The sequence below is a fragment of the Anaeromicrobium sediminis genome, assembly GCF_002270055.1.
Lineage (GTDB): Bacteria > Bacillota > Clostridia > Peptostreptococcales > Thermotaleaceae > Anaeromicrobium > Anaeromicrobium sediminis.
The window spans coordinates 36,831-59,889 of the sequence record NZ_NIBG01000012.1 but is presented as its reverse complement, the minus strand read 5'-3'; the positions used below and the strand labels follow the sequence as shown (position 1 = coordinate 59,889).

Here is a 23,059-nt window from a genome sequence, read left to right as displayed (position 1 = left end):
GATTTTACCTAAACCCTTAACTCTATCTCTTAACCCTATATATTTACTCTTCTAATAATTCCTTTGGAATCTCAATTCCCTTTTCTTTGAAATACTTTACTGCTCCCTTATGTAGAGGCACTGGTGGAAGACCCTTTATAGCTTCTTCTAGCTTTACAAATTCTAAAGCTTTATGGGATGATGATATTTCATCATAATTTTCATAAATATTTTTAACTAATTCATAAACTAAATCTTCATCTAAATCTGCACTAGCTATTAAAGTAGATTTAATTCCTACAGTTTTTATATCCTTATCTAAGTTAGAATACAAACCTGCTGGTACTGTAAATTGTCCATAATAAGGTGCCACATCATGTAGCTTATTATAATCCGCATCACTAAACTCTAACATTTTAACCTTAGTTTTACTTGCAAATATTTCCGATACAGCAGATGTTGGTAATCCTCCCTCTGCATTCATTCCGGCTAATTGTCCATTTTGCATTGCACTAGAGGCTTCAAAATATCCTAAGTGTTCAGGCTCAATATCATTAAACGTCATATCAGCCACATTTTCTAATATTAAATTAGTACTATACTCAGTACCAGAACCTGCTCCTCCCACATTAAATCTCTTTCCTTTTAAATCAGATAATGAATTAATATTAGAATCCTCAGCCACTACCATTTGAGTAACATCTGGCCATAGGGCTGTTACAAACCTTACATTCTCAAATTTATTATCCTTAAATTTACCTTCTCCCTTATAAGCAAATAAAGTTAAATTTGCCATGGCAATTCCAAGTTCCGCTTCCTGATCCTTTAACATATTTAAGTTCTCTACAGAACCACCTGATGATTGAACAGAAGCAACTACACCCTTATCTCCTAATTTTTCATTCCATAATGTTGAGAATATAGTTCCAACTGGATAATAAGTTCCTCCTGTAGAACCTGTAACTACAGTAACAAATTGTTTTTCATTACTACTGCTTCCACTCTCTGTAGATTCTTGTCCACACGCTCCTAATGATAATACTAATAAGATAATCATAAATATGCTTATAACCTTCTTTTTCATATTAAATCCCTCCTTACTCTTTATCTTTGCAAGGAATATACCAATGTGAAAAAGTCTGTATTTAGGCTTCCTTCAACTTATCCACAAAATAAAAAAGCCTGCAAAATTTGCAGGCTTGGAAATTATTTCCGTTAATTAATCCATAGGTGAATAACTTATTGGCCACTTATATTTTTATATTCCTTTAACTTATATCTTATGGTTCGCTCACTTATACCTAATATTTCAGCAGCCTTTCGTCTATTTTCTCCTGTAATTTTGAGAGTCTCCAGTATAATTTTCTTCTCCACATCACTTAAATTAGTTCCTATTTTAATAGGTACTATTCCCTTATTCATACTCCTTTTGTCTTTAATACACAATTCGCTAGGTAGATCTTCCCTTTTAATCACATGGTTATCCGTTAAAGCTACTGCTCTTCTAATAATATTTTTAAGTTCACGTATATTCCCTGGATATTGGTAATTCATAAGTATTTCATAGGACTCTTCATCTATTCCCTCTATTTCCTTATTCATACTTATAGATGCTTCTTTCACAAAATTGTTTACTAATATGGGAATATCCTCTTTTCTATCCTTTAAATCAGGAAGCTTTATATTTACAACATTTAATCTAAAATATAAATCTTCCCTAAATTGTCCCTTTTCAACTTCTCTTTTCAAATCTTTGTTAGTGGCAGAAATGATCCTAACATCAATTTTCTCACACTCTTCCCCACCTAAAGAATATACTTCCTTCTGTTGTATGGCCCTTAGTAGTTTCACCTGTAAGTTTAAATCCATATCCCCTATTTCATCTAAAAACAAAGTACTTCCATTGGCTAATTGAAATCTTCCTGTTTTATCCCTATTAGCTCCTGTAAAGGCTCCTTTTTTGTGTCCAAATAGTTCACTTTCTATGAGGTTTTCTGGTATAGCTCCACAATTGACTATTTCCATTTTCTTGCTTTTTCGCCTTCCATACTCATGAATAGCTTTAGCCACAAGTTCCTTTCCCGTCCCACTAGATCCTTCTATCAGTATGCCTATATCTAGATCTTTTATTTTATCTATTACGTCAAATACTTCCTTCATTTTCTTAGATATGCCTAAGATATTGTACTTTTCCTCTTTAATAAACTCTTTTACCTTATTCATCTCTAAGCTTCTATTTATAAGGTTCTTTAATTTAGGAATATCTAATGGTTTAATTATGTAATCATAGGCACCTTTTTTTATGGCCTTTACAGATGATTCTATGTTCCCATAGGCTGTCATCATTATAATTTGAGATCTCTTTTGTTTTAAATTTAGTGAATCTAATAAATCTAATCCACTTATATCACCAAACTTTAAATCTAGTAGTATAATGTGAAATTCTTTATTTTCTATATGTTCATTTACTTCATACATATTAGTTGCCGTATATACATTAAATTCATCTTCAAATACAAATTTTAGTGAATAGCAAATAGTCTTTTCATCATCTATAATCAATAGATTTTTCATATTACAACTCCTCTTTTATAGGTATTTGTATTTTAACTTTAGTTCCAACCTTCTTTTCACTTTCCACATATAATGTACCTTCATTTTCCTTTATAAGCCTATAACTTGTAAATAACCCTAGACCACTTCCCTTTTCCCTTGTAGTAAAAAAGGGTTCAAATATACGTTCTAGATCCTTTTTCTCTATGCCACACCCATTATCATAAAGGGTTATATTTGCCTTTTCCTCTTCCTTATATGCCCTAATGTGAATGATTGGTTCCTCCACATCTTTTAAAGCTTCTAAACTATTTAGTAATAGATTTATTATAATCTGCCTAAATTCTTCCTTATGAAAATAAATATATATATCTTCTTCCACATTAATTTTTAAGTCTATTTTCATCTTTCTTATGAAAGCTTTAAAGAGGATTATAATATTATCCATTTCTTCATTTAATAAAAAGTATTTCTTTTGAGTAACTTTTGGCTTTGAATAATCTAATAAACTGGTTATAAGCTTATCTAGCCTTTCTATTTCTAAAGGTACATCCTTAGTAATTCTTTTTCTAAACTCTTCATTTTCGTATTTGTATGGAATCATATCCACATATGCCTTTATTGCCGTTAGAGGGTTTCTTATCTCATGGGCTATAGATGCTACCATCCTTCCTAATGCCTCTAACTTGTCCTTTATCATAATTTCCTTTCTCAATATACTTTCCTTAGTTATATCCTTAAAGGTCAAGGTAACTCCTATGGTCTTTTCTTTAATATAATTTATTGGATATATATTATATTGAACCATTATCTCCTTTTCTTCCATGCATATATTTTTTTCTAAGTTAACAATTTCCTTCCCCCCACCTAAGACTTGTCTCATTTTATCTATGGGAAAATGGTCTTTTACTATGGTATCATTGATATTTTTACCTATTAAATGATTTTTAGATATTTTGAGTAAGCATAGGGCCCTTTTGTTTATAAGGGTTATATTTTCATCTTTATCTATAGTTATAAGTCCACTAAATATACTATCTAAGATCTGCTCTTTAAATATTAGCTCCTTTTGTAATTCTTGAGTTCTCAAGTTTACTTCATTTTTTAATACGTAATTCCACCTATAAAAATTAAATATTAATATTAAGGATAAGATTATTCCTGCTAATAATCCATAAATTATTTTTTCTACAATTTCATAGGATAAATTAATTCTCTCACCAAACCATTTTTTATAAATCTTATCATAAGTTCCATTTGACTTGATTTCCCTAAGACCTTCATTAAATATGCTTATTATTTCCTCATTTCCTTTTTTAACAGCTATACAATAATTCTTAGGATTTATTTCTTCTCCCACCATTTTTATATATTCCCTATAATTACTCCTTTGTATATTATAAAGACCCGTCAATCTATTTCCTATATATACATCTACTTCCTTTGTGATAAGGCTTTTTAGAGCCATTTCTTGATTTTCAAATTCTATTATATGTATATTTTCTATTTCATTTAGCAAATCTATTGCAATATCATTTTTCTGAATGGCCACCCTCTGTCCCCTTAAATCTTGTAGATGAACTATATAAGTATTTTCCACATTTACAAACATTGTTTGAGAAGACTGCAAATAGGGTTCTGAGAAGTCGTACAACAAATCTCTATCTTCTGAATATTTCATCCCTTCTATGGCATGTATTTGATCTGAGTTTAAATTAACCATAGTCTTAAACCAAGGCTCTAATTTAATTTCCACATCTAATCCCATTTCTATGGCTATTGCCCTAATTAAATCCACATTAAACCCTTTAGCAACACCATTTTTATCTACATACTCAAAGGGTGGAAAGTTATTATCTCCCCCTATTACTATGGTTTTAGATTGGATTTCTTCTGAATAGGCCACACTGGTTGCACAAATTAATATTAACAATATAATAATAATCCTTTTTATAATCACCACCCCCCTATTCTTATATTATAAAACAAAACCCGACCATAATTTAGTCGGATTTTACAAACTTTTCAATATTGTCCACATGTCTTTGTTCTTCTTCTATTATTTTTCCTAGAACCCTATACATGCATTTTTCTGAATCATTTACACTAGTTACAAGTCTTCCCCTTATGTCTATTAAAAAGGCCACATTTTTCCTTTCAAAATCTATGGCAAAGTTTAATAGTTCTTCCTTTGTACTTATCTTTGGAGCAATTATGTTCCCTTTAAATTGATTAAATAAAAAAGATGCTTTATCATATAAATGAAAATCAATAGATTCTTCATCTTTACATTCTTTTTTTAAATCCTTGTAGTATTTTATATGTCTCTCTTCTTCTCTTACCAACACATTAACTATAGTACGAATGTTTATATCTTCACCATATTTTTTTCCCATTTCTTCATACATATCTTTGGCCATTTCTTCTATTAAAATAATTTTGTCTAATAAATCTATTACTGTATATGCCATTCTTTGCTTTCCCTCTTTTCAAAATATTATTACACTCACTAGCTATAAGTATGATAATTTATATATTATAGTATATGTTATTTTTTATTTTTTGTATATGGAGCTAATGCGTCCGTATAAGGCATTAGGCTCTCCCAGGAATATCCTCCACTATTCTTATGAGTTTTTCCTTCTGTTTTACCTGAATCTTCGTTTTCACCACCATTAATACCAGTCTGATTACTTATTTTAATTAAGTTAGCATTTATTTTTTGCAATTCCTTTAAAATCTCTTCTAATAATAATTTCTCATCCATATAACTTCCCCCCTATAACTTATTATTCACCATAGAATCAAATTAAATATACTTATATTTTATGATTTAAACTTGTTTACTGTTATTACCATTTAGTTAAGTATTTACTTTTACTAAGTTAATAGGTTACAATATTTCAGAGTGGAGGTGATATATTATGTTAATTTCTTTTTTAAAGTCCTTAAGCCTTATATTCATATCTGAATTAGGAGATAAAACGCAAGTCTTAGCTATGATTTTTGCAACGAGATACAGAACCTCTCAAGTTTTACTAGGCGTAAGTATAGGGTGTATGTTAAACCACGGTTTAGCCGTAGCTCTAGGTTCCTTTTTATCTAACTTCATTTCAAATGAATTCCTTCAAATAATTGGAGGTATGATTTTCATATTATTTGGCCTTTGGAGTTTAAACTTAGATGATGAAGAAGATGATGACTTTAAAGAAATGAGTCCTATTCTAACAGTTGCCCTAGCCTTTTTTATTGGAGAATTAGGGGACAAGACTCAACTTACTGCCATAACCTTAGGAGCCACTTTAAAGTACCCTCTATTTATTCTTTTAGGCACTGTAAGTGGTATGGTTTTAACTAGTGGTATGGGTATATTCGTGGGTTCTATTATAGGAAATAAAATATCTGGTATACAGATTAAATTTTGTTCCGCTTTTGTATTTATACTAATTGGTATTACCAAACTATATTTTAATATACCTATAACTTATAAAAATCCATATATTTTAACCATATTCTTTGTATCCTTATTAGGATTAATCTACATGAAAGTAAAACCAATTTTAAATAATAATTCTAAAGTTCAATTTGATGAAGTAGCGGCTACATTATACGACCAAGCCCATTTCATTAAAGAATATGCACAAGAGGTCTGTATCAATCATAAATCTTGTGATAAATGTAGGGAACTATCCTGTATCCTTGGATATATACAAAGAGTAATCGAAGACGAAATTCACGATACTCATTTGGATTTCTCTTTATCTGAACCAGAATATTTAAAGGAAAGTATAGATGAGAAATTTTTAATAAGATTACTTGCTTTAATATTAAGTTACTCATATGATAAAGGCTCAATTTCTAATGATTTGGACAAAGCTAGAAATATTTTAGAATTTCATTTATTTAAAGAATCTTTTAATCTTCCAGATGAAATTAATTCATATATAATCATGGCAAAGTCTAAAAATATGGAAATTGCCTGTAAATTGGAAAAAGAGGTAAAAAATCCTAGTTAAGATTTTTTACCTCTTTTTCCAATATATTAAATTTGGTATAAGCATTATTAAAGCAATCAATACAAATGTACATATAATTTCAAAGGAAAAAATTTCGTCTATTGAGTTTATATCACCTAATTTATTTCCAGCATAAGCATATATAAATATCTCAGGCAATAGGCCTACAAAGGTAGTCCATGCAAAGGTGAATGTGGACACCTTTGATGCTCCTGCTAGAATATTTACTACAAAGGATGGTATTACTAATATAAACCTTATTATTAAAAAATATCTATTTCCACTTCTTCTAATGTGTCTGTTAAACTTTTGAAGTTTATCCCTATATTTGTATTGAACCCAATGGCCAAATAAATGTTTCGCTCCTAAAAAAGATATTATGGCGCCTATGGTTATGCCTATGTCACTATATATACTTCCTAAAAGAGTATCAAATAAAAAACCTCCAGCCACAGATATTACTCCTACAGCAGGTATTCCAAAAATCATTATAACTATGCTTATACAAAGAAATATTAGTACAGAACTACCATAATTGTTTTCAACATAATCATGTAATAAATTTCCATTAATCTTAAGATTTTTCAGCGAAAAAAAATCTTTTATCTGGGAAAAATTTATTAGAACAATAGTAACTATAATGATTAAAGTCGCAAACAAGACTTTTTTCTTCAAGCTCATATTTTTTCTCCAGCTTCTTTTTCTAAAAGCTTTATACCTTCTCTACTGGGTAAAAATAAATTTTCAATATTTAAAGCATTATTTATATGAACCCACTTATAATCTTTAAATTCCCTTAGATCTAATTTTATTTGACCTTTAAATGTTTCACAAACATATATACTAGGAGATACTTTTTTCTCTACTCCTTTTACCATAGCTTTAGAATATACTTTTCCTAAATATTTCAATTTCAATGAATCTATTCCAAATTCCTCTTTTAATTCCCTTTTGGCACACTCTTCTAAGGTCTCATTTTTCTCTTGCTTTCCCCCTGCCAATGACCATCCTTGATCATCACATCTCTCTCCTAACAATATGTGGTTATCCTTAATTACTACCACCCCTGTGCATCCATGTAAATATTCATCCCTTGTCATAATTCACCTCTTGAAACCTTTATTTATGGTTAATATGGTTAAACCCTTGATCAAACACATTCATTACATGATTATCATCTAATGAATAATATACCATTTTTCCATCTTTTCTGTACTTTACTAATCTTGCCTGCTTTAATACCCTAAGCTGATGGGATATGGCAGATTGCTTCATTTCAAGCAGTGCAGCTATATCACATACACACATTTCCGAGTGCATTAAAGCACATAATATTTTTATTCTAGTCCCATCTCCAAAAACTTTGAAAAGCTCTGCCAAATCATATAGTTTTTCTTCTTCCGGCATCTTTTTTCTTAATTCATTTACTACATCTTCATGTATTATATTACAACCACAAATTATACTATCTTTTTCCATAAAATCCTCCTACCATTGTCCATATATAAATATAATACCAAAAATCCTCATAAATATTTAGTCCAAATTAATTATTGAAGGAAAATAGGCGTATAATGTAGAATTATGGTATTATACGCTTAATAGGGGAGATAGAAAAATGCCGAAAAATTATATGGAATATATTGTTGATAACTTGTTACCAAATACATTAAATGAATATCCCTTTCTATGTACTTGCCACATGTGCAAAGATGATATTAAGGCCATAGCTTTAAATAATCTGAAACCCATGTATGTGGTCACATCTGATGGAGAATCCTATTTAAAAGCAAAGAGTCTAGATAGGCAGTTCATATCTGATGTGGTAAAGGAAATAGCAAAAGCTATAGAAATTGTTTCTACTAAACCTAGACATGACGTTTAAGAGGGTGTGTATCACACTCTCTTTTATATTGTGAATTTTTACCTCCAAAAGTATATAAAATTTTTTTATGTTTATGAGCATAATATATTATGACAGATTATTGTTTCATACAAGGAGGTATACATGGTTAAAAAATTTATTTCATATTATAAGCCTTATGCTCATCTCCTAATTTTAGATTTATTTGCTTCTTTAATGGTCAGTTTAGTAAATCTAGCTTATCCTGCTTATTCAAGAAAAATAATTAACAATATAATTCCCAGTAAGGAAATAGATAACCTATTTTATATAGGACTTTTAATGATTGGTCTATTTATTTTAAAGGGAGTATGCAATTATATAATAAATTATTGGGGACATGTTCTAGGAGTTAGGATAGAACATGATATGAGAAGGGATTTGTTTAAACATCTTCAGAGTTTATCCTTTAAGTATTATGATAATAACAAAATAGGTCACTTAATGTCTCGTATAGTAAATGATTTACACGACATTGCTGAACTAGCCCACCATGGTCCTGAAGATTTATTTTTATCTTCAATTATGATAATAGGGTCCTTCATAGTATTGATTAATATAAATGTATTTTTAACTTTAGTAGTATTTGCCTTTATTCCAATAATGCTTATATACGGGATAAACAAACGTAGAAAAATGTCTCGTGCTTTTAAAAGGGAAAAAAAAGAAATTGCCCAGGTAAATGCCCAAGTACAGGATTCCCTATCAGGTATAAAGGTTTCAACATCCTTTAATAACCAATTATATGAAATGGAAAAATTTAATAGACAAAATCTAGAATTTAAAAAGGCTAGAGAAAAGAGCTTTTCCTCCATGGCCACCTTAATGACAGGAATATTTTTTCTCATAAATATTTTAAGAGTAGTAGTTCTAGTTGTAGGTGGATATTTAGTGATGGCAGAAACCATAACCCCTGGAGATTTAGTAGCTTATTTATTATATACGGGTTTTTTCATTCAACCCATAAGGCGAATTAGTCAATTTACTCAGCAGTATGAATCTGCCATGGCTGGCTTTGAGAGATTTTATGAGCTTATGAGTATAGAACCAGATATAAAGGATCATGAACATGCCCTTCCTCTAGAAAAATGTCATGGGCACATAGAATTTAAAAATGCATCCTTTTCTTATGATGATGAAAATTATGTATTAAAGGGCATAAACTTAAAAGTAAATAGAGGGGAAACCTTAGCTATTGTTGGACCATCGGGAGTAGGTAAAACAACCCTTTGTAATTTAATACCAAGATTTTATGACCTCAGTGATGGTGATATTTTAATAGATAATAATAGTTTGAAAAATTACACCCTAAATTCCTTAAGATCTCATATAGGTATAGTTGATCAAAACATATTTTTATTTACGTCAACTATTTACGAAAACATACGCTATGGAAATTTAAATAGCACCTATGAAGATGTAATTAGTGCTGCAAAAATGGCTAATATTCACGATTACATTATTTCTCTAGATAAAGGTTATGATACCTACATAGGTGAGCAAGGCATTCAATTATCAGGAGGGCAAAAGCAAAGAATTGCCATTGCCCGGGTATTTCTTAAAAACCCTTCTATCCTAATACTCGATGAAGCAACTTCTTCCTTAGATACTCAAAATGAATCCATACTTCAAAATTCACTAAATGAACTATCTAATGGAAAAACTACCCTAATAATAGCCCATAGATTATCTACTATTAAAAATGCTAGCAGAATAGTAGTTCTTAACAATAATCAAGTAGAAGAAATAGGAACCCACAATGAACTTCTAGATAATGGTGGCCTTTATAAAAACTTGTATGATATGCAATTTAAAAGCCCAGAGATTTTGTAAACTAAAAAGATAAAAGTGAATTTTAAAATTCACTTTTATCTTCACATATTCTCTCAAATTCGCAGTAATTACAATATTTTCCATATAGACTTTTGTTAAACTCACCTTGAAAATCATATTCATTTATTCTATCTATTATATACTTTATATTCTTATAATTTTCTTCATGTTTAAACTCATCATAGTTTATTTCAATTAAATGGTCTTCATATTGGGGATTATAATAAATCATTTTTAAATTGGAAATTTGTATATGTTTTCCTACTAAATTTAGATTTTCCATTAATACATACATATAAACTACCGTCTGGATTCTCTTTTCTAAATCCCTATATATTGGTTTTCTACTTTCCGTTTTAAAATCCCATATTTCTATAGTATCTTCTTTCAATATTATTAAATCATAATTGGCTTGTAATCTCATATGATCTTTTGCCATTCTTATGGTATATTCACTTAAATAAGTATAGTCTTTATTTATAGGTATATTGGATTTTAGGCTTTTTACCCAGATTTCCAATTTTTCTTTATCCTTTGTATGTTCTCCTATGCTAGTATCTATGCCTAAAAAATATCGATTACATAATAAGTGAAAATTAAGGCCCGTTTCTATATTTTCATAATAGCCTTCTTCATCCTTTTTAAAGTTAATGTTGTCCATATACTTTAACTTGAACTTTAATGGGCATTGTTTAAATGTATTTAAGGAGTTTTGACTATAATGAAAATCTTCTAAATTTCTTATATCTAACATGGCTTATCCTCCTCATTTACATAACCCCTTAGGATATTAAAGTATTCACTACTAGATTGTTTTTTATTTATTTTAGAATTTAATCTATTGCTCATTACTATTAAGTATTCTTTAGCACGAGTTATCCCCACATAAAGTAACCTTATTCTTTCATTTATTACTTCTATCTTTGCATTTATACTGTAGTTACCATGAATTCTTTTCCCTATTAATTTATCCACCAGGGAATTTAAAACCGCATTAGGGTTAGCATAGGTACTTCTAAGATACCAGCATTCTGATCTTATACTATCTGTAAATCTAGACGGAAAATTATATTTAGTTAGATTAAGTAAAAAAACTAAATCCCACTCAAGTCCCTTTGATTTATGATAAGTACATATGGTCACTTTATCTTTCCTAGGTTCATATCCAATTATATCTGAAACTACTTCAACCATAGATAAAAATACCCTTTTATTTTCTCTCAAATTTTTACCTATATCTCCTAGGGACGCCCCCTTATTTATCATGGTAAAAACCTGTATGTAAGATATTATACTTTCAATTAAAGAAGTCTCTTCCACTTTCAATTGAAATATATCTATAAGTCTAATCAATATATTTTCATAGGATAAATCCTTTATATCTAAAATCTTTAATATGATATTCCTACTTTCCCCACTTATTTCTTCTAATATGGATTGTATATCTAGACTCTCTAAAGACTCCCATCCTTCCGTCTCCATTACGCTTAATAGATTTATTAAGGTTTTTTTATCATAGGGCTTATCTATGAAGTTTATAACCTCTATGGCTAAATTAACAACCTTAAACTTTTCTTCAGACATGGATGATAGATCTTCATATTCTATGCCTTCCCTTTTAAATAATTCTCCTAGTTTTTTAACCGCATCATTACTTGGCAAAAGAACCCCTATGGATTTATTATTATGTTTCTTTTTAAAGGCCTTTATTAATTTTAAAGTCTTTATTATTTCACTTTTATCACTTTCTACTTCGTAGGCATGGACTCCATATTTTTCAGTAATGGGATTTTCTCCCCAGGGGCCCTTATTTACTGTCTTTATTTTTTGATCCATTAAAGCCTCCCTACATTCACTAGTAGGATGGACCTTAATTACATAGTCTACTAGATAGTTTGCCACATCTATAATGTCTTTCGAACTACGAGAAGCCCTATCCATTAGATAGGATTTAGATGCCGTATCCATAAACTCTTTAAATAATCTTGGTTCTGATGCAGAAAATGTTCCATTTATACTTTGATTTAAATCTCCTACCCTAACTAAATTATCATTATCCTTTGATAACAATTTTAATAGTTTACATTGAATTAGGTTAGAATCTTGACATTCATCTTCAAAAATATAAGTATACTTCTTCTGAAACTTTTTCCTGGCTTCCCTATCCTTCTTTATAATCTTATGGGCCATATTTAAAATATCATCATAGTCTATAAATCCATGTACTTTCAAACTTTTATCATATTCTTCATATATGATACCTAGGGCCTTAAGTAATGGATCATAATTTCCAACTATCTTTTCATTAAAATCCTTTGGTTTCATATCTAACAATTTTAATTTAGATATGATTCCTCCACTTATGTTAATAAACTCACCTTTCCATCTTTCATACTGAACTTGGTTATTTGGACTTTTTAAAAGACTTCTAAAAAGGGCCTCCCCTTCAATTTTTAACCATTTATTTAAGGCTTCACTAATAAAAAATCTTTTCTTATCTTCATCTAATATTTCAAAATCCTCATTTACTCCCACCACATCTGGTTTTTCCCTAAGTATCTTATAGGCCAAGGAATGAATAGTCATTACTTCAAAATCCCTTTTATTTCCCACATTCTTTTCTTTTAAAATATTTCCTATCCTATTCTTAAAATTAGTCACAGCACTATTCATATAAGTAACTATAAGAATTTTCCCAGGCAAATGTCTCTTTTCTTCTATCAGCTTAGCAACTAAATTTGCCACTATAAATGTCTTTCCGGCTCCAGGAACAGCTCCAACGGCCATGGTTCCCCCATCATATTTCATTATTTCACTTTGATCTTCCCTATAATTCATCATTATCACCAAACTTTTCTAGGGCATCTAATAACATATCATACATTGTATTATTTTGTTCATATCCCCTTTTAGAATACTCACTTGAAAAAAAGTATACTTCATCTGTACAGGCCCTTAATAAAGTACTAACATTGTATAATATAATTTCTTTCTCAAGCATACCTTCTAGTTCTTCCGTATAGGTATTATATTTATCTTTATTTACTTTAAATACATAGGGGTTAGATAATTCCTTTTTAGTCCTCATATTCCATGTAGTACTGCTTATATCTATCCATATTTGTATTTTTTTATTTAGATTTGAATTTACATATGAATCTGGAGTCATTATAAATAAAGTATTTTCATTATCCTTAAATTCTCTAAATTCATTTGTTTTATTTGATTTTATTTTCTCGTCTAGGAGTAGGTTTAAAAGCTCTTCTTCTGGATTCTTTATCTTATTAAAATCCTCCATTATGTCCATAAAGTTTGAACTAGTCTCTATTATGTTTTTCACAATGCCCGCCTTTTTTTCTCCATCATTCATTTTCAATATTTTATCTATATATACTTTTTCCATTAATTTATCTATCCTATAATTTTCTTTAATCCTATCTTCTATATATTCTTTTAATTTATTATATTCATCCCTCTGAAAATCCACATTAAATAATCCCTTTTCATGGGCTTCATCACCTAATTTAGATGCATCTATCATATCCAAATGAAAGAAGTTTATAAAAAATTTCTTATAATCATCCCTATTAAAATTTACTTTTTTAAAATCTTTACATAGGGCACATAAAAATACAAAGGAGTGCATATGCTCATCTTTACTTATTTTTTCCGTATTTATGAAGCTCATTATGTTATTATTCTCAAATTTTTCTCTTATACTGTACTCTAAAATTTCATCCTTAATAGGTGTAATTATGACCATATCATTGGCATTATACCCCTGCTTAAATAGTCTTTCTATTTTTTCACAAATACCTTCTATCATCTGACCCCTAAGTATATGATTATTCTCTACCTTAACAGGAATGTGACTTTCCCTATGTGACTGTCCCTCCATATGATAATTTACAAAATCTTGAGTAAAATCTCCTACTAAATTTTCACCCCTTTTATAGAGTAAATCTATAGTTTCAAAAGGAATTTGTATATAATCTAATAAATGTTTAGTATATCTTTTATTAAATTTCATATTACCAAATAAATATAAGCCCTCAGGTTCTAATTTATTTATGAGATTTAATATGGCCTTGTTACTTTTTTCAAAATCATCTACCATAACATACTCAAATCTATTTCTTAGTTTCTTTAAGTATGTTTCATCTTTAATTAGAAATTCATTGTATAAGTACACACTTAAAGCATAATCTATCGTTCCCTTTTCAATTAAACTACTTATATATTGATTAATTACAGTATTTATTTCATCATAAGTATTTTGCTCAAGGGTAGTGGCAAGATCTAATGAATAAAATAGTTTTTCTCCTATTTTTTCAAAATCCACTAAGTTTTCCGCACAGACATTAATATTGCTTATGAGCATCCTTGCAACTCGCTCAGATGAGGATGTAATATCTAATAATATATTCTTTTTATTTCTATAATGGTTAACTAAAAGCTTCATCATATAATAGCTTAAATCATAGGACATGAACTTAGGCTTAATAAGCTTTTTATTAATCCTATGACAATTTTCTAAAACTATAGGCCAATATATATTTAACTCACTTTTTATAAAGGAATAATAAGTCTGTCCATTTATTTTATTAACACTAGGAAACACTAAGTTTTCTCTCCAATTTAGACCTGCCATGGAGCCAGAATATAGAACTAGTATTTTTTCACTACTAATATTATTTTCTATTAACTTTTTATATAACTTTATGGCTGCACTAGTCTTCCCACTATTTCTTTCGCCATTTACTAAAAATTTTCCCGGGAAATTTTGAAATATCCTGTCTATTTTAATCACCCCATAACTATATGTTTTAAATATATATTTCTACAACTGAAATTTATTATCCTTTTTTAGAGTTTTACCTTATTTACATATTTTAGACCATATTGAAAGGACAGTAAATAATTACTGTCCTTCTATCAACCGTCTTAATTTATTCACATATATATCCTTGCATCTAGAGTATTCACCAAGACTCACAACCTTACATTCCACTTGGAAACCTTCCTTCTCTAACATAGTCTTAGTAGAATGTTCCTTATCTGAAAATACGTCCTTTTTCACATGATATCCTAAAATAAGCATAAAGGGAATTACTATGACTTTCTTTATATTATCCCTCTTTAATTTAGGTATTATATTATCCATCATAGGATAACCTTCCACCGTAGCCACATAAGCATTTACACCCTTATCATTTAAAAAGCTTTGTAAGCAGGGATAAGAACTATTAGCAGGATGATTTGCCCCATGACCTATTAATACTATTTTTTCATCTTCCTTTGTATTAGGTAAATATTCTAAAATACTATCCACCGCAATTTCATAGTCCTCCACATCGTATAAAAGAGTTTTTCCCAATACTATCTTTTTAAATTTATGTTTATATTCTTCTACTATTTTTACTATCTTTTCATATTCATGACCAGGAATTATATGAAGTGGTTGTAATATGATCTCACTAAAACCATCTAACATGAATTTTTCTAAGGATTCTTCTAAAGTATCTATCCAGATATTTTCCCTAGTACCAAGCTTTTTAATAATCTTCTCAGAAGTATAGGCTTGTCTTACTTCATAATCACAAAAGGTTTCTTTTATCTTATCATTTATAGATTCAATGATTTTTCTTCCTCGTTCATAACTAGTACCAAAACTAACTATCAAAATACCCTTTTTAGTCATGCTAAATCCCCCTACATATGAGTTTATACTTATATTTTACACTAAATACGAGGTTTTAACTACATACTATAAAAAAAGAACTCTTATCCATCATCAGATAAGAGCTAAATATACGCATAACTTTTTTGAGGTTTTTACATTAATTCCATGTCAAATTTAAGTACTTGTTAAATCTATTATCCTACTAATTTTTCGCCTAGTTCTTTACACTGTTGTTCTCCATCGCTATCTGGAGTTAAATGAACCATTAATCCATCACCAACTATGTCAGCTCCATAATCACTCATTCTTTCTTCCCAATCTCTCATCCATTGGCCATCGCCCCAATCATAAGAACCAAATAAAGCTAGTTTCTTACCACCAAAACTTACATCTTTAAGACTTTCTACAAAAGGTTCCATGCTATATTCTTCTAATACTTCCGCTCCCATTGAAGGGCAACCTAATGCTACAAAATCAGCATTTTCTACCATACTTACGTCTGCATTATCTACAGTAACTAAATCTACTTCTACACCTTTATTCTTAACTCCCTCAGAAATTGATTGAGCCATAGCTTCTGTATTTCCTGTTCCACTCCAATATATTATAACTGCTTTTTTCATGAGCTTCATCTCCTCTTTTTTGATAATGATTATCATTTGCAATTATAATTTACCATATTATTTCTCATTTGTAAATAGTTTAATTTAAATTTTTTTAATAATAAATTGGGAACAATAAACATTGACATTATTTGTAATTTCTTTTAAAATATAATTTATAAGAATAATATTTTGGGGCCATAGTTCAATGGGAGAATAGTAGACTGGCAGTCTATTGATACGGGTTCGACTCCCGTTGGCTCCACCAAAGAAAAAAACTCTAGTATAAAAACTAGAGTTTTTTTCTTTGGCAAATTTACGGTTCCTTATTTAAATAAAATGAATAAATATATTACTCCTCAATACATGTACTTAATAAAATTATAGGGTTGAGATTTTCATATCCACATTATCATGCTAACACCAGCCTTATCATTTACTTTATTTCAGGCCTTTCAATACTAATGTCTTCACCTATATGATCATAATCAATCTCACAGTTCTCATACCCAATATTATTTAAAAACCCACCATATTCCCATACAATTTCATCTTGTGAATTAATCAATAGGGTTAAGTCAAATTCAGTATTGTCTCCATTTTCAAGGTAATTGACACGATCATTTATAGGATTTGCAAACGTGAAAGTTTCATTTTCACGAAATGTAATTTCATACATAGTTAAATCTCTCTTGATTTCTCCTGTTTTTGGTATTTTGACCTTCTCTAATTTACTAATATCCTCTTTAGATGCTCTAATCAATTTATTTAAAGAAATAATCCTATACCCTTTGAATGAATTGTACTCATATAATTTATCTCTATTATCCTCTGATAATTGGTTAGAAATCCAGGGCTTGTCTTTCCCTTCTTTTCTCATAAGGATTTGCCCATTTATATACACCTCTTTATAAGGTATATATTCGTAAACATTCTCATATGAAGATACAACTCTTAACTCTTTTCCATTAATTAAACCCTCAGCATGAATATGGTTTGCATAGCTGTCCTTAGGCCTTTGTACATAATCAACTGTAAATTCCCCCTTGAAATTTTCATTCTTTATAATGGCCTTATACAGCTCAGGATGGTTTTCATAGATATAGCTAGAAGTAGGTGGAGTAAATCCCAAATCCTCATTTTCTAAAATATCAGCCCAATAAATCAGACCCCAATAAACACCTGTGCACAAAATATATACTATTAAAGGAATTCGAACAGATGCCTTTTTGCCACCTAGCTTAATATGATTTTCGAACAACTCCTTCTGATCGTCTTTGTAAAAATTTGCAATTACTAGGTTTATCCCCCAAGAAATTAAGTTCATCTCTATAAAAGTTGACGCAACAATAATCCCTATAATAGCCAAAACAATGTAAAATGTTTGTGTCTTTACCTTATGGGTATATCCAAGTCTTTTATAATTAATTATATACATTATGCCGCCAGCAATAAAAGAAAAAAAAACACTTATCCAAAAAATACTCTTTGGACTCCAAATGGCAGGCTTATTATACTTTTCGTTAAATTCATTTTCAAACATCTACAACCTCCTTAGTTAAATAATACTCCATACGAGTTACTTTAATAATTAAAAGTGTCTTGATAGTCTTATATTAATAATTCATTCGCATAGAGTTTTTTTCATTAGAACATATTCAAAGATATCTATCACATGCTGATTGTCTCTCTCCCTTAAATCTACTCTTATTTTTCAAATATGTAGAGGTAAATAGAATCAATGAGTATAAAAATACCCACATAAAGGAAAATAATAGGATCAGACCTTGGTGAATTCATATTTAGATATTCATCTGTTATTTTTCCAATACTAGACAAAATCACGAAAAATAAACAACCTGCTATATATATAGCTCCAAACTGACTAAATGAGATACTATGAGTGATAAAAATTTCATGTATCCAAATAAGTATTCCAATAGGCATAAATACAAAACAAATTATTTTTATAAGTTTTGTAAAATTCCTACCTATATGATCATATATAATTAAACTTATAATACCTGATAGCACAATACCTATAATTGATTCCATATCCATAACATCATCTTCTCCTTACCAGACTACAAAGTTTATCATTTTTTTATGAAATTATTCTTTATAATTTTGTTTTTCTCTACTCTATTCTAATACGATAATCTATACAATATTAGGCAAATTTATCAAGAAGAGTGAAACCAACAACACCTATACACACTAAAATTATTACCATAATTAATACCATTATCATTTCTCTTCTTCTAGAATCATCACTATATTTAAAATTTCCCCAAATCCCAAATATCAATCCTAATGTTCCGAATATTACCAACCCAGGCCACAAATATTTATTATAAATAGGATTTTCATGGATACTACCTTTGTATGATCTTATAATCACTACAATAACTGTTGTTACTGTTAAGCAAGCATATAGTCCCGTCCATAAATACGACTCTTTCTTAATTCTACCTTTCACTAGATAATACATAAGAGCACAAGCTATAATAATTAATATATAACTCATTGTTTCATCTGGAATATAGTTTGAATATTGATAAGCAATCATGGCGATTACAGGAAATAACCACTTCCTCAACTCATTTTCTTTATTCCTTTTCACCTTTTATACCTCTCTTTTTATAATAGTCTATATAGCTTACATAGCTAAACTTTCTATACTACACAAATCCATATTATAGACTGAACATCATTACTTCATGTAATTTATTCAAGATTCTAATAAATATAATCTCCATAACATCTATGTGTTATTTCCTCAGCTACACAAATACTAGAGTTATTTTATAATAAACATATTATCTATACATAACGTACACATAAAGTACACATGATTCATATATAATGAATTTATAAGCAAAGAGGTACATTAAACTATACTAAAAACTTATGATTCAACAAGTCATATTTTATAATACTACTTTAAAGGAGGAATTCACTATGGAAAAGAAGCTATCGTATTTATGGTTAATTCCCATAACTTTGTTATTTCCAATGATCCAAAATATAATATTTTTTATTAGGTTTGCAAAACTTCCCTTTGATTTATTCATGTCAAGTCTAGTATTTGCTCCTACAGGCTTTATATCAGGAGGAGTATTAATATACTTCTTAAGAAAAAATCTAGAATATACACATAAAATGAAAATAGTATTTGGTTATATTGCAGGAATGCCATTTGCCCTATTATTTTCAATATTTAGTGGTCTCCTAATGCATCCAGCCCTAGTTGTAACCGTAGTTGGGCCAACACCATTAGTAGTAGGTGCTTTCTTAGGGTATAGTATAGGTAAAAAAAAGTAGTAGTCTTAATCCCTATGCGAAAGTGATTTTTAAGTATTTACTAACAAAACTGCCAGCTATTAATATAGCTGGCTTTATTAATTATTATTTAATAACTTCACGAGTGTCCTATTCATATTGATGGATATCTTTTCTGTATATAATGAGAATAGATGCTATCATAGCACCAAATGTATCAAATATTAAATCTAAATTAGTGTCTATTAACCCTTCCTGAGTTGTAGTCTTTAAAATCATATCTAAAGCAAATTCAACAAATTCATAAAAAACCCCAGTAGCAATACCTAATGATGTTGCATAAACAAAAATTACAATTTTAGAGTCTGAAATTTTTTTCACATGGAAAATATAATTTAAAAGAAGTGTGAATGAAAAACTACCAAACATATGTATAGCATTATCAAACCACTTTGTAACGTCATACAACTTAAAGCAAAACCCTCCTACAACATCTATGATAATTGTGACAAGAATCAATATTTTTATATAAAGTTTCATTTTTAATATTTTTCTCTTTTCAAGATAAAGAAAAATAACATAGGTAAAATATATAAAAATCACATAAATAATATAATATATTTCTTTTTTCATGAAAAATACAACAAGACTAATCAACATAACTATTGTAAAAATGCATGTTATTAGTTTTGACTTAAAATCTTCCCTTGCCATGAATTTAAACCTCTTTCTTCACACCCATACATTTATAGCTTTACCATTAATATACAAGTAAATGAATTGTTATTTTTCATATGATTTTTCACCTACAATTCTTAAAATACTATAAAAAACACTATTTTATATAGGTGAAATAATACTCATTCCATATAAAATAGTGTTTGCCATACTATTATAGAGTATGTAATGGATTATAATAGCATTTTATTAAATATAAATCTTTTTCATCATAAATGTAAAAATATCTATATTTCTAAAAATTTAATCTTATTTCCACACCAATTTAAGTACTTTGTAAAATCATCATAAGCCAGACACAACGTGGCCGTATTCACATTAGGATGAAAATTTACATAATCAGCATTTTTTAAGTCCTCATCTATTATTACTATTACTTCTTTATTTTCATCATTTAGTATTCCAAAGGGACCTACTGAACCAGGTTCTAAATTCAAATACTTTTTCAATCTCTTTTCCGATGCAAAACTTAAACTAGTACATCCTATCTTTTTAGTTAATTCCTTTAGATTTAATCTCTTATGATCTTGAACTACTACTAAGTAGTGTTCCTCTCCCTTTTTATTTCTTAAAAATAAGTTTTTGCAAGACATGCCCTTTTTTACAGGAGCAAATTCATTGGCCTCATCTGCCGTATAAACAGCTCTATGTTCTGTTTTCTCATAGACTATATTTAACTTATCTAAAATATCATATACCTGCTTTTCATTATTATTCATAGTATCTTTCTCCTTTTATTAATAAAGAGAGGAACCCATTCCCCTCTTTATGTCATACTATTTAAAGCTTTTTCCGTATTCACCCATATGTACTTTTTCATACTTAAGTCTTTCTAAATCATAAGGTCTCTTTTCTTCATCTCCATATCCTATGGCAACTACACATTCTACTTCTAGGTCCTCTGGTATATTTAATACTTCTCTTATAAAATCACTGGCAGATCTATTATCATCATGGAATCTTTCTCTTATTTGTGCCCAACAAGATCCTAATCCTATGGACTCTGCTTCTAATTGAATAAGTGTAGTAGCAATGGACACATCTTCTATCCACACGTCACTTACTTCCTTCTCTCCTAATACTACAATAGCTAATGGAGCATCCTTTACAAAGGCAATTCCCTTTGCCTTAGATTGAGATAATTTTTCAAGTATTTCCTTGTCTTCTACTACTATAAACTCCCATGGTCTCTTGTTTTTAGATGATGGTGAAAGTAGGGCTCCTTGAATTATTTTTTCTATCTTTTCAACTTCTACCTTATCCTCTTTAAACTTTCTAATACTTCTTCTCTTTAATAATAAATCTAACATAATTTCCCCTCCTGATTTTCCCTTAAACATTATTTATATTATCATTGTCATATTAAGTAAATTTTACCACACATCATACAATTTTTAATATTAAGTTAGCAAAGTTTGTGTTAGAATATTTATGGACATCTTAGAAGGAGGACAACAATTGAATCGACAACTTAAGGCAAACCTAGGACTTCTTATGGTTGCAATTTTATGGGGTACTACATTTATATATACTAAGGATGTATTGTACGCCATGGAGACATTTAATTTTTTAGCCGTCAGATTTTTTATAGCTTCTTTTAGTTGTATAATTATTTTTTATAAAACTTTTATACAAATTGATAGAGAAACTATAAAGAGCGGGCTTATAGTAGGCATTGCCATGTTTTTAGCCTACGCATTTCAAACAGTGGGTCTTAACTACACTACAGCCTCAAAATCGGCTTTCATAAGTGGCCTTGCTGTAGTAATAGTTCCTATAATTTCATCTATAATCCTAAAAAGAAAACCTGCTAATGCATCTATAATAGCAGCTTTCATATCAATTATAGGTCTTAGTCTTTTGACTTTAGATGGAAATCTAGAATTGGGGAGAGGAGATATTTTAACTTTAATTTGCGCCTTTGGATTTGCTAGTCATATTGTAAGCGTATCCACATATGCACCTAGGGTAAATCCCATAAACCTGACTATTGTTCAACTATTAGTAGTAGCTGTACTTAGTCTAATTGCATCTTTTATAGTTGGAACTCCCATAATTCCACAAGGAACTTATGTATGGAGTAGAATATTATTTTTAGCTATAGTTTGTACTTCTGGTGCATTCCTAATTCAAAATGTAGCTCAAAAAAATACAAACGCTACCCATGCAGCATTAATACTATCTAGTGAACCATTATTCGCTGCCATATTCGCATTCATTATTTTAGGAGAAATTTTACCATTTCGTGGTTTTGTAGGTGGAATATTAATATTATTTTCTATTATAATATCTGAAGTTAACATCCCTACACACATATTCACATTTAAAATTAGAAAGTTAAGAGGGTCCGTATCTTAAAATAAAGTGGTAGAATATGAATTATTTTACTTCAAAAGTGAAAAAATCATATATGTGTAAATGGCTTTTACATAGATATTCATTTACACATATTAAAAGATAATCATGGGTA

The 23,059-nt window shown here is 29.3% G+C and carries 24 protein-coding genes and 1 tRNA gene; 6 read left to right on the top strand and 19 right to left on the bottom strand.

The window, feature by feature from the left end:
- Positions 1-43 precede the first annotated feature (43 nt).
- The 5 genes from CCE28_RS13780 to CCE28_RS13760 all read right to left on the bottom strand — a co-directional run bounded on the left by CCE28_RS13780 (position 44) and on the right by CCE28_RS13760 (position 5,299).
- Positions 44-1,063 carry a TAXI family TRAP transporter solute-binding subunit gene (locus CCE28_RS13780; RefSeq protein WP_095134313.1) on the bottom strand — a complete coding sequence of 340 codons (1,020 nt, stop codon included), beginning with the start codon at positions 1,061-1,063 and terminating at the stop codon, positions 44-46.
- A 155-nt stretch (positions 1,064-1,218) separates the two neighbouring features.
- Positions 1,219-2,553 (bottom strand): sigma-54-dependent transcriptional regulator, encoded by a 1,335-nt coding sequence (locus CCE28_RS13775; protein WP_095134312.1) that lies wholly within the window; start codon positions 2,551-2,553, stop codon positions 1,219-1,221.
- A 1-nt stretch (position 2,554) separates the two neighbouring features.
- A complete protein-coding gene (locus CCE28_RS13770; protein ID WP_176461831.1) occupies positions 2,555-4,465 on the bottom strand; it encodes a transporter substrate-binding domain-containing protein in 1,911 nt (636 codons plus the stop codon).
- Positions 4,466-4,535: 70 nt separating this feature from the next.
- Positions 4,536-5,003: a ferritin family protein gene (locus tag CCE28_RS13765; RefSeq protein ID WP_095134310.1), complete on the bottom strand. Its 468-nt coding sequence runs from the start codon at positions 5,001-5,003 to the stop codon at positions 4,536-4,538.
- A gap of 77 nt (positions 5,004-5,080) precedes the next feature.
- Entirely contained in the window at positions 5,081-5,299 is a 219-nt protein-coding gene (locus CCE28_RS13760) for a hypothetical protein (RefSeq protein ID WP_095134309.1), read from the bottom strand.
- 157 nt (positions 5,300-5,456) lie between these two features.
- On the opposite strand from CCE28_RS13760, the gene CCE28_RS13755 reads away from it, so the two are divergent.
- Complete coding sequence (locus CCE28_RS13755) at positions 5,457-6,548, top strand: TMEM165/GDT1 family protein (RefSeq protein WP_095134308.1); 1,092 nt, start codon at positions 5,457-5,459, stop codon at positions 6,546-6,548.
- A 6-nt stretch (positions 6,549-6,554) separates the two neighbouring features.
- Here CCE28_RS13755 and CCE28_RS13750 read toward each other — a convergent pair whose 3' ends face one another.
- Genes CCE28_RS13750 through CCE28_RS13740 form a run of 3 tightly spaced genes read right to left on the bottom strand, consistent with a single transcriptional unit; the run spans position 6,555 to position 8,027 of the window.
- Positions 6,555-7,229: a TVP38/TMEM64 family protein gene (locus tag CCE28_RS13750; protein ID WP_095134307.1), complete on the bottom strand. Its 675-nt coding sequence runs from the start codon at positions 7,227-7,229 to the stop codon at positions 6,555-6,557.
- The gene (locus tag CCE28_RS13745) at positions 7,226-7,648 is read right to left on the bottom strand and encodes an NUDIX domain-containing protein (RefSeq protein WP_095134306.1); all 423 of its coding nucleotides are present in this window, start codon (positions 7,646-7,648) and stop codon (positions 7,226-7,228) included. Before CCE28_RS13745 ends, CCE28_RS13750 begins: the two co-directional genes overlap by 4 nt.
- Before the next feature lie 19 nt (positions 7,649-7,667).
- Complete coding sequence (locus CCE28_RS13740; protein WP_095134305.1) at positions 7,668-8,027, bottom strand: ArsR/SmtB family transcription factor; 360 nt, start codon at positions 8,025-8,027, stop codon at positions 7,668-7,670.
- A gap of 139 nt (positions 8,028-8,166) precedes the next feature.
- Between CCE28_RS13740 and CCE28_RS13735 the strand changes: the two genes are divergently transcribed.
- Positions 8,167-8,433: a late competence development ComFB family protein gene (locus tag CCE28_RS13735; protein ID WP_095134304.1), complete on the top strand. Its 267-nt coding sequence runs from the start codon at positions 8,167-8,169 to the stop codon at positions 8,431-8,433.
- Positions 8,434-8,556: 123 nt separating this feature from the next.
- On the top strand, positions 8,557-10,284 hold the full coding sequence (locus CCE28_RS13730; protein ID WP_095134303.1) for an ABC transporter ATP-binding protein: 1,728 nt from the start codon (positions 8,557-8,559) through the stop codon (positions 10,282-10,284).
- A 22-nt stretch (positions 10,285-10,306) separates the two neighbouring features.
- Here the strand turns inward: CCE28_RS13730 and CCE28_RS13725 are convergent, their stop codons facing one another.
- From CCE28_RS13725 to CCE28_RS13705, 5 genes are all read right to left on the bottom strand, one after another.
- Positions 10,307-11,038 (bottom strand): PD-(D/E)XK nuclease family protein, encoded by a 732-nt coding sequence (locus tag CCE28_RS13725; RefSeq protein WP_095134302.1) that lies wholly within the window; start codon positions 11,036-11,038, stop codon positions 10,307-10,309.
- The gene (locus tag CCE28_RS13720) at positions 11,032-13,125 is read right to left on the bottom strand and encodes an ATP-dependent helicase (protein WP_095134301.1); all 2,094 of its coding nucleotides are present in this window, start codon (positions 13,123-13,125) and stop codon (positions 11,032-11,034) included. Before CCE28_RS13720 ends, CCE28_RS13725 begins: the two co-directional genes overlap by 7 nt.
- Positions 13,112-15,094, bottom strand: coding sequence for a UvrD-helicase domain-containing protein (locus CCE28_RS13715; RefSeq protein WP_095134300.1), 1,983 nt, complete (start codon positions 15,092-15,094; stop codon positions 13,112-13,114). Before CCE28_RS13715 ends, CCE28_RS13720 begins: the two co-directional genes overlap by 14 nt.
- A gap of 111 nt (positions 15,095-15,205) precedes the next feature.
- The gene (locus CCE28_RS13710) at positions 15,206-15,985 is read right to left on the bottom strand and encodes a sirohydrochlorin cobaltochelatase (protein ID WP_095134299.1); all 780 of its coding nucleotides are present in this window, start codon (positions 15,983-15,985) and stop codon (positions 15,206-15,208) included.
- Between the two features lie 176 nt (positions 15,986-16,161).
- Positions 16,162-16,590, bottom strand: a complete 429-nt coding sequence (locus CCE28_RS13705) for a flavodoxin (protein WP_095134298.1) — start codon at positions 16,588-16,590, stop codon at positions 16,162-16,164.
- A gap of 173 nt (positions 16,591-16,763) precedes the next feature.
- Here CCE28_RS13705 and CCE28_RS13700 point away from each other — a divergent pair.
- Positions 16,764-16,837: transfer RNA gene (locus CCE28_RS13700), tRNA-Ala, on the top strand.
- Positions 16,838-17,005: 168 nt separating this feature from the next.
- On the opposite strand, the gene CCE28_RS13695 is transcribed toward CCE28_RS13700, so the two are convergent.
- The 3 genes from CCE28_RS13695 to CCE28_RS13685 all read right to left on the bottom strand — a co-directional run bounded on the left by CCE28_RS13695 (position 17,006) and on the right by CCE28_RS13685 (position 19,192).
- Positions 17,006-18,112: a hypothetical protein gene (locus CCE28_RS13695; protein ID WP_095134297.1), complete on the bottom strand. Its 1,107-nt coding sequence runs from the start codon at positions 18,110-18,112 to the stop codon at positions 17,006-17,008.
- 164 nt (positions 18,113-18,276) lie between these two features.
- Positions 18,277-18,630: a hypothetical protein gene (locus tag CCE28_RS13690; protein ID WP_095134296.1), complete on the bottom strand. Its 354-nt coding sequence runs from the start codon at positions 18,628-18,630 to the stop codon at positions 18,277-18,279.
- A gap of 109 nt (positions 18,631-18,739) precedes the next feature.
- The gene (locus CCE28_RS13685; RefSeq protein WP_095134295.1) at positions 18,740-19,192 is read right to left on the bottom strand and encodes a hypothetical protein; all 453 of its coding nucleotides are present in this window, start codon (positions 19,190-19,192) and stop codon (positions 18,740-18,742) included.
- A 338-nt stretch (positions 19,193-19,530) separates the two neighbouring features.
- Here CCE28_RS13685 and CCE28_RS13680 point away from each other — a divergent pair, with 338 nt between their 5' ends.
- Positions 19,531-19,893: a hypothetical protein gene (locus tag CCE28_RS13680; RefSeq protein ID WP_095134294.1), complete on the top strand. Its 363-nt coding sequence runs from the start codon at positions 19,531-19,533 to the stop codon at positions 19,891-19,893.
- A 108-nt stretch (positions 19,894-20,001) separates the two neighbouring features.
- Here CCE28_RS13680 and CCE28_RS21875 read toward each other — a convergent pair whose 3' ends face one another.
- From CCE28_RS21875 to CCE28_RS13665, 3 genes are all read right to left on the bottom strand, one after another.
- A complete protein-coding gene (locus CCE28_RS21875; RefSeq protein WP_141228368.1) occupies positions 20,002-20,319 on the bottom strand; it encodes a hypothetical protein in 318 nt (105 codons plus the stop codon).
- A 497-nt stretch (positions 20,320-20,816) separates the two neighbouring features.
- Positions 20,817-21,308, bottom strand: a complete 492-nt coding sequence (locus tag CCE28_RS13670) for a prolyl-tRNA synthetase associated domain-containing protein (protein WP_095134292.1) — start codon at positions 21,306-21,308, stop codon at positions 20,817-20,819.
- 57 nt (positions 21,309-21,365) lie between these two features.
- Positions 21,366-21,899 (bottom strand): nitroreductase family protein, encoded by a 534-nt coding sequence (locus tag CCE28_RS13665; RefSeq protein WP_095134291.1) that lies wholly within the window; start codon positions 21,897-21,899, stop codon positions 21,366-21,368.
- A 148-nt stretch (positions 21,900-22,047) separates the two neighbouring features.
- On the opposite strand from CCE28_RS13665, the gene CCE28_RS13660 reads away from it, so the two are divergent.
- Positions 22,048-22,947, top strand: a complete 900-nt coding sequence (locus CCE28_RS13660; RefSeq protein ID WP_095134290.1) for a DMT family transporter — start codon at positions 22,048-22,050, stop codon at positions 22,945-22,947.
- The last annotated feature ends 112 nt before the right edge of the window (positions 22,948-23,059 follow it).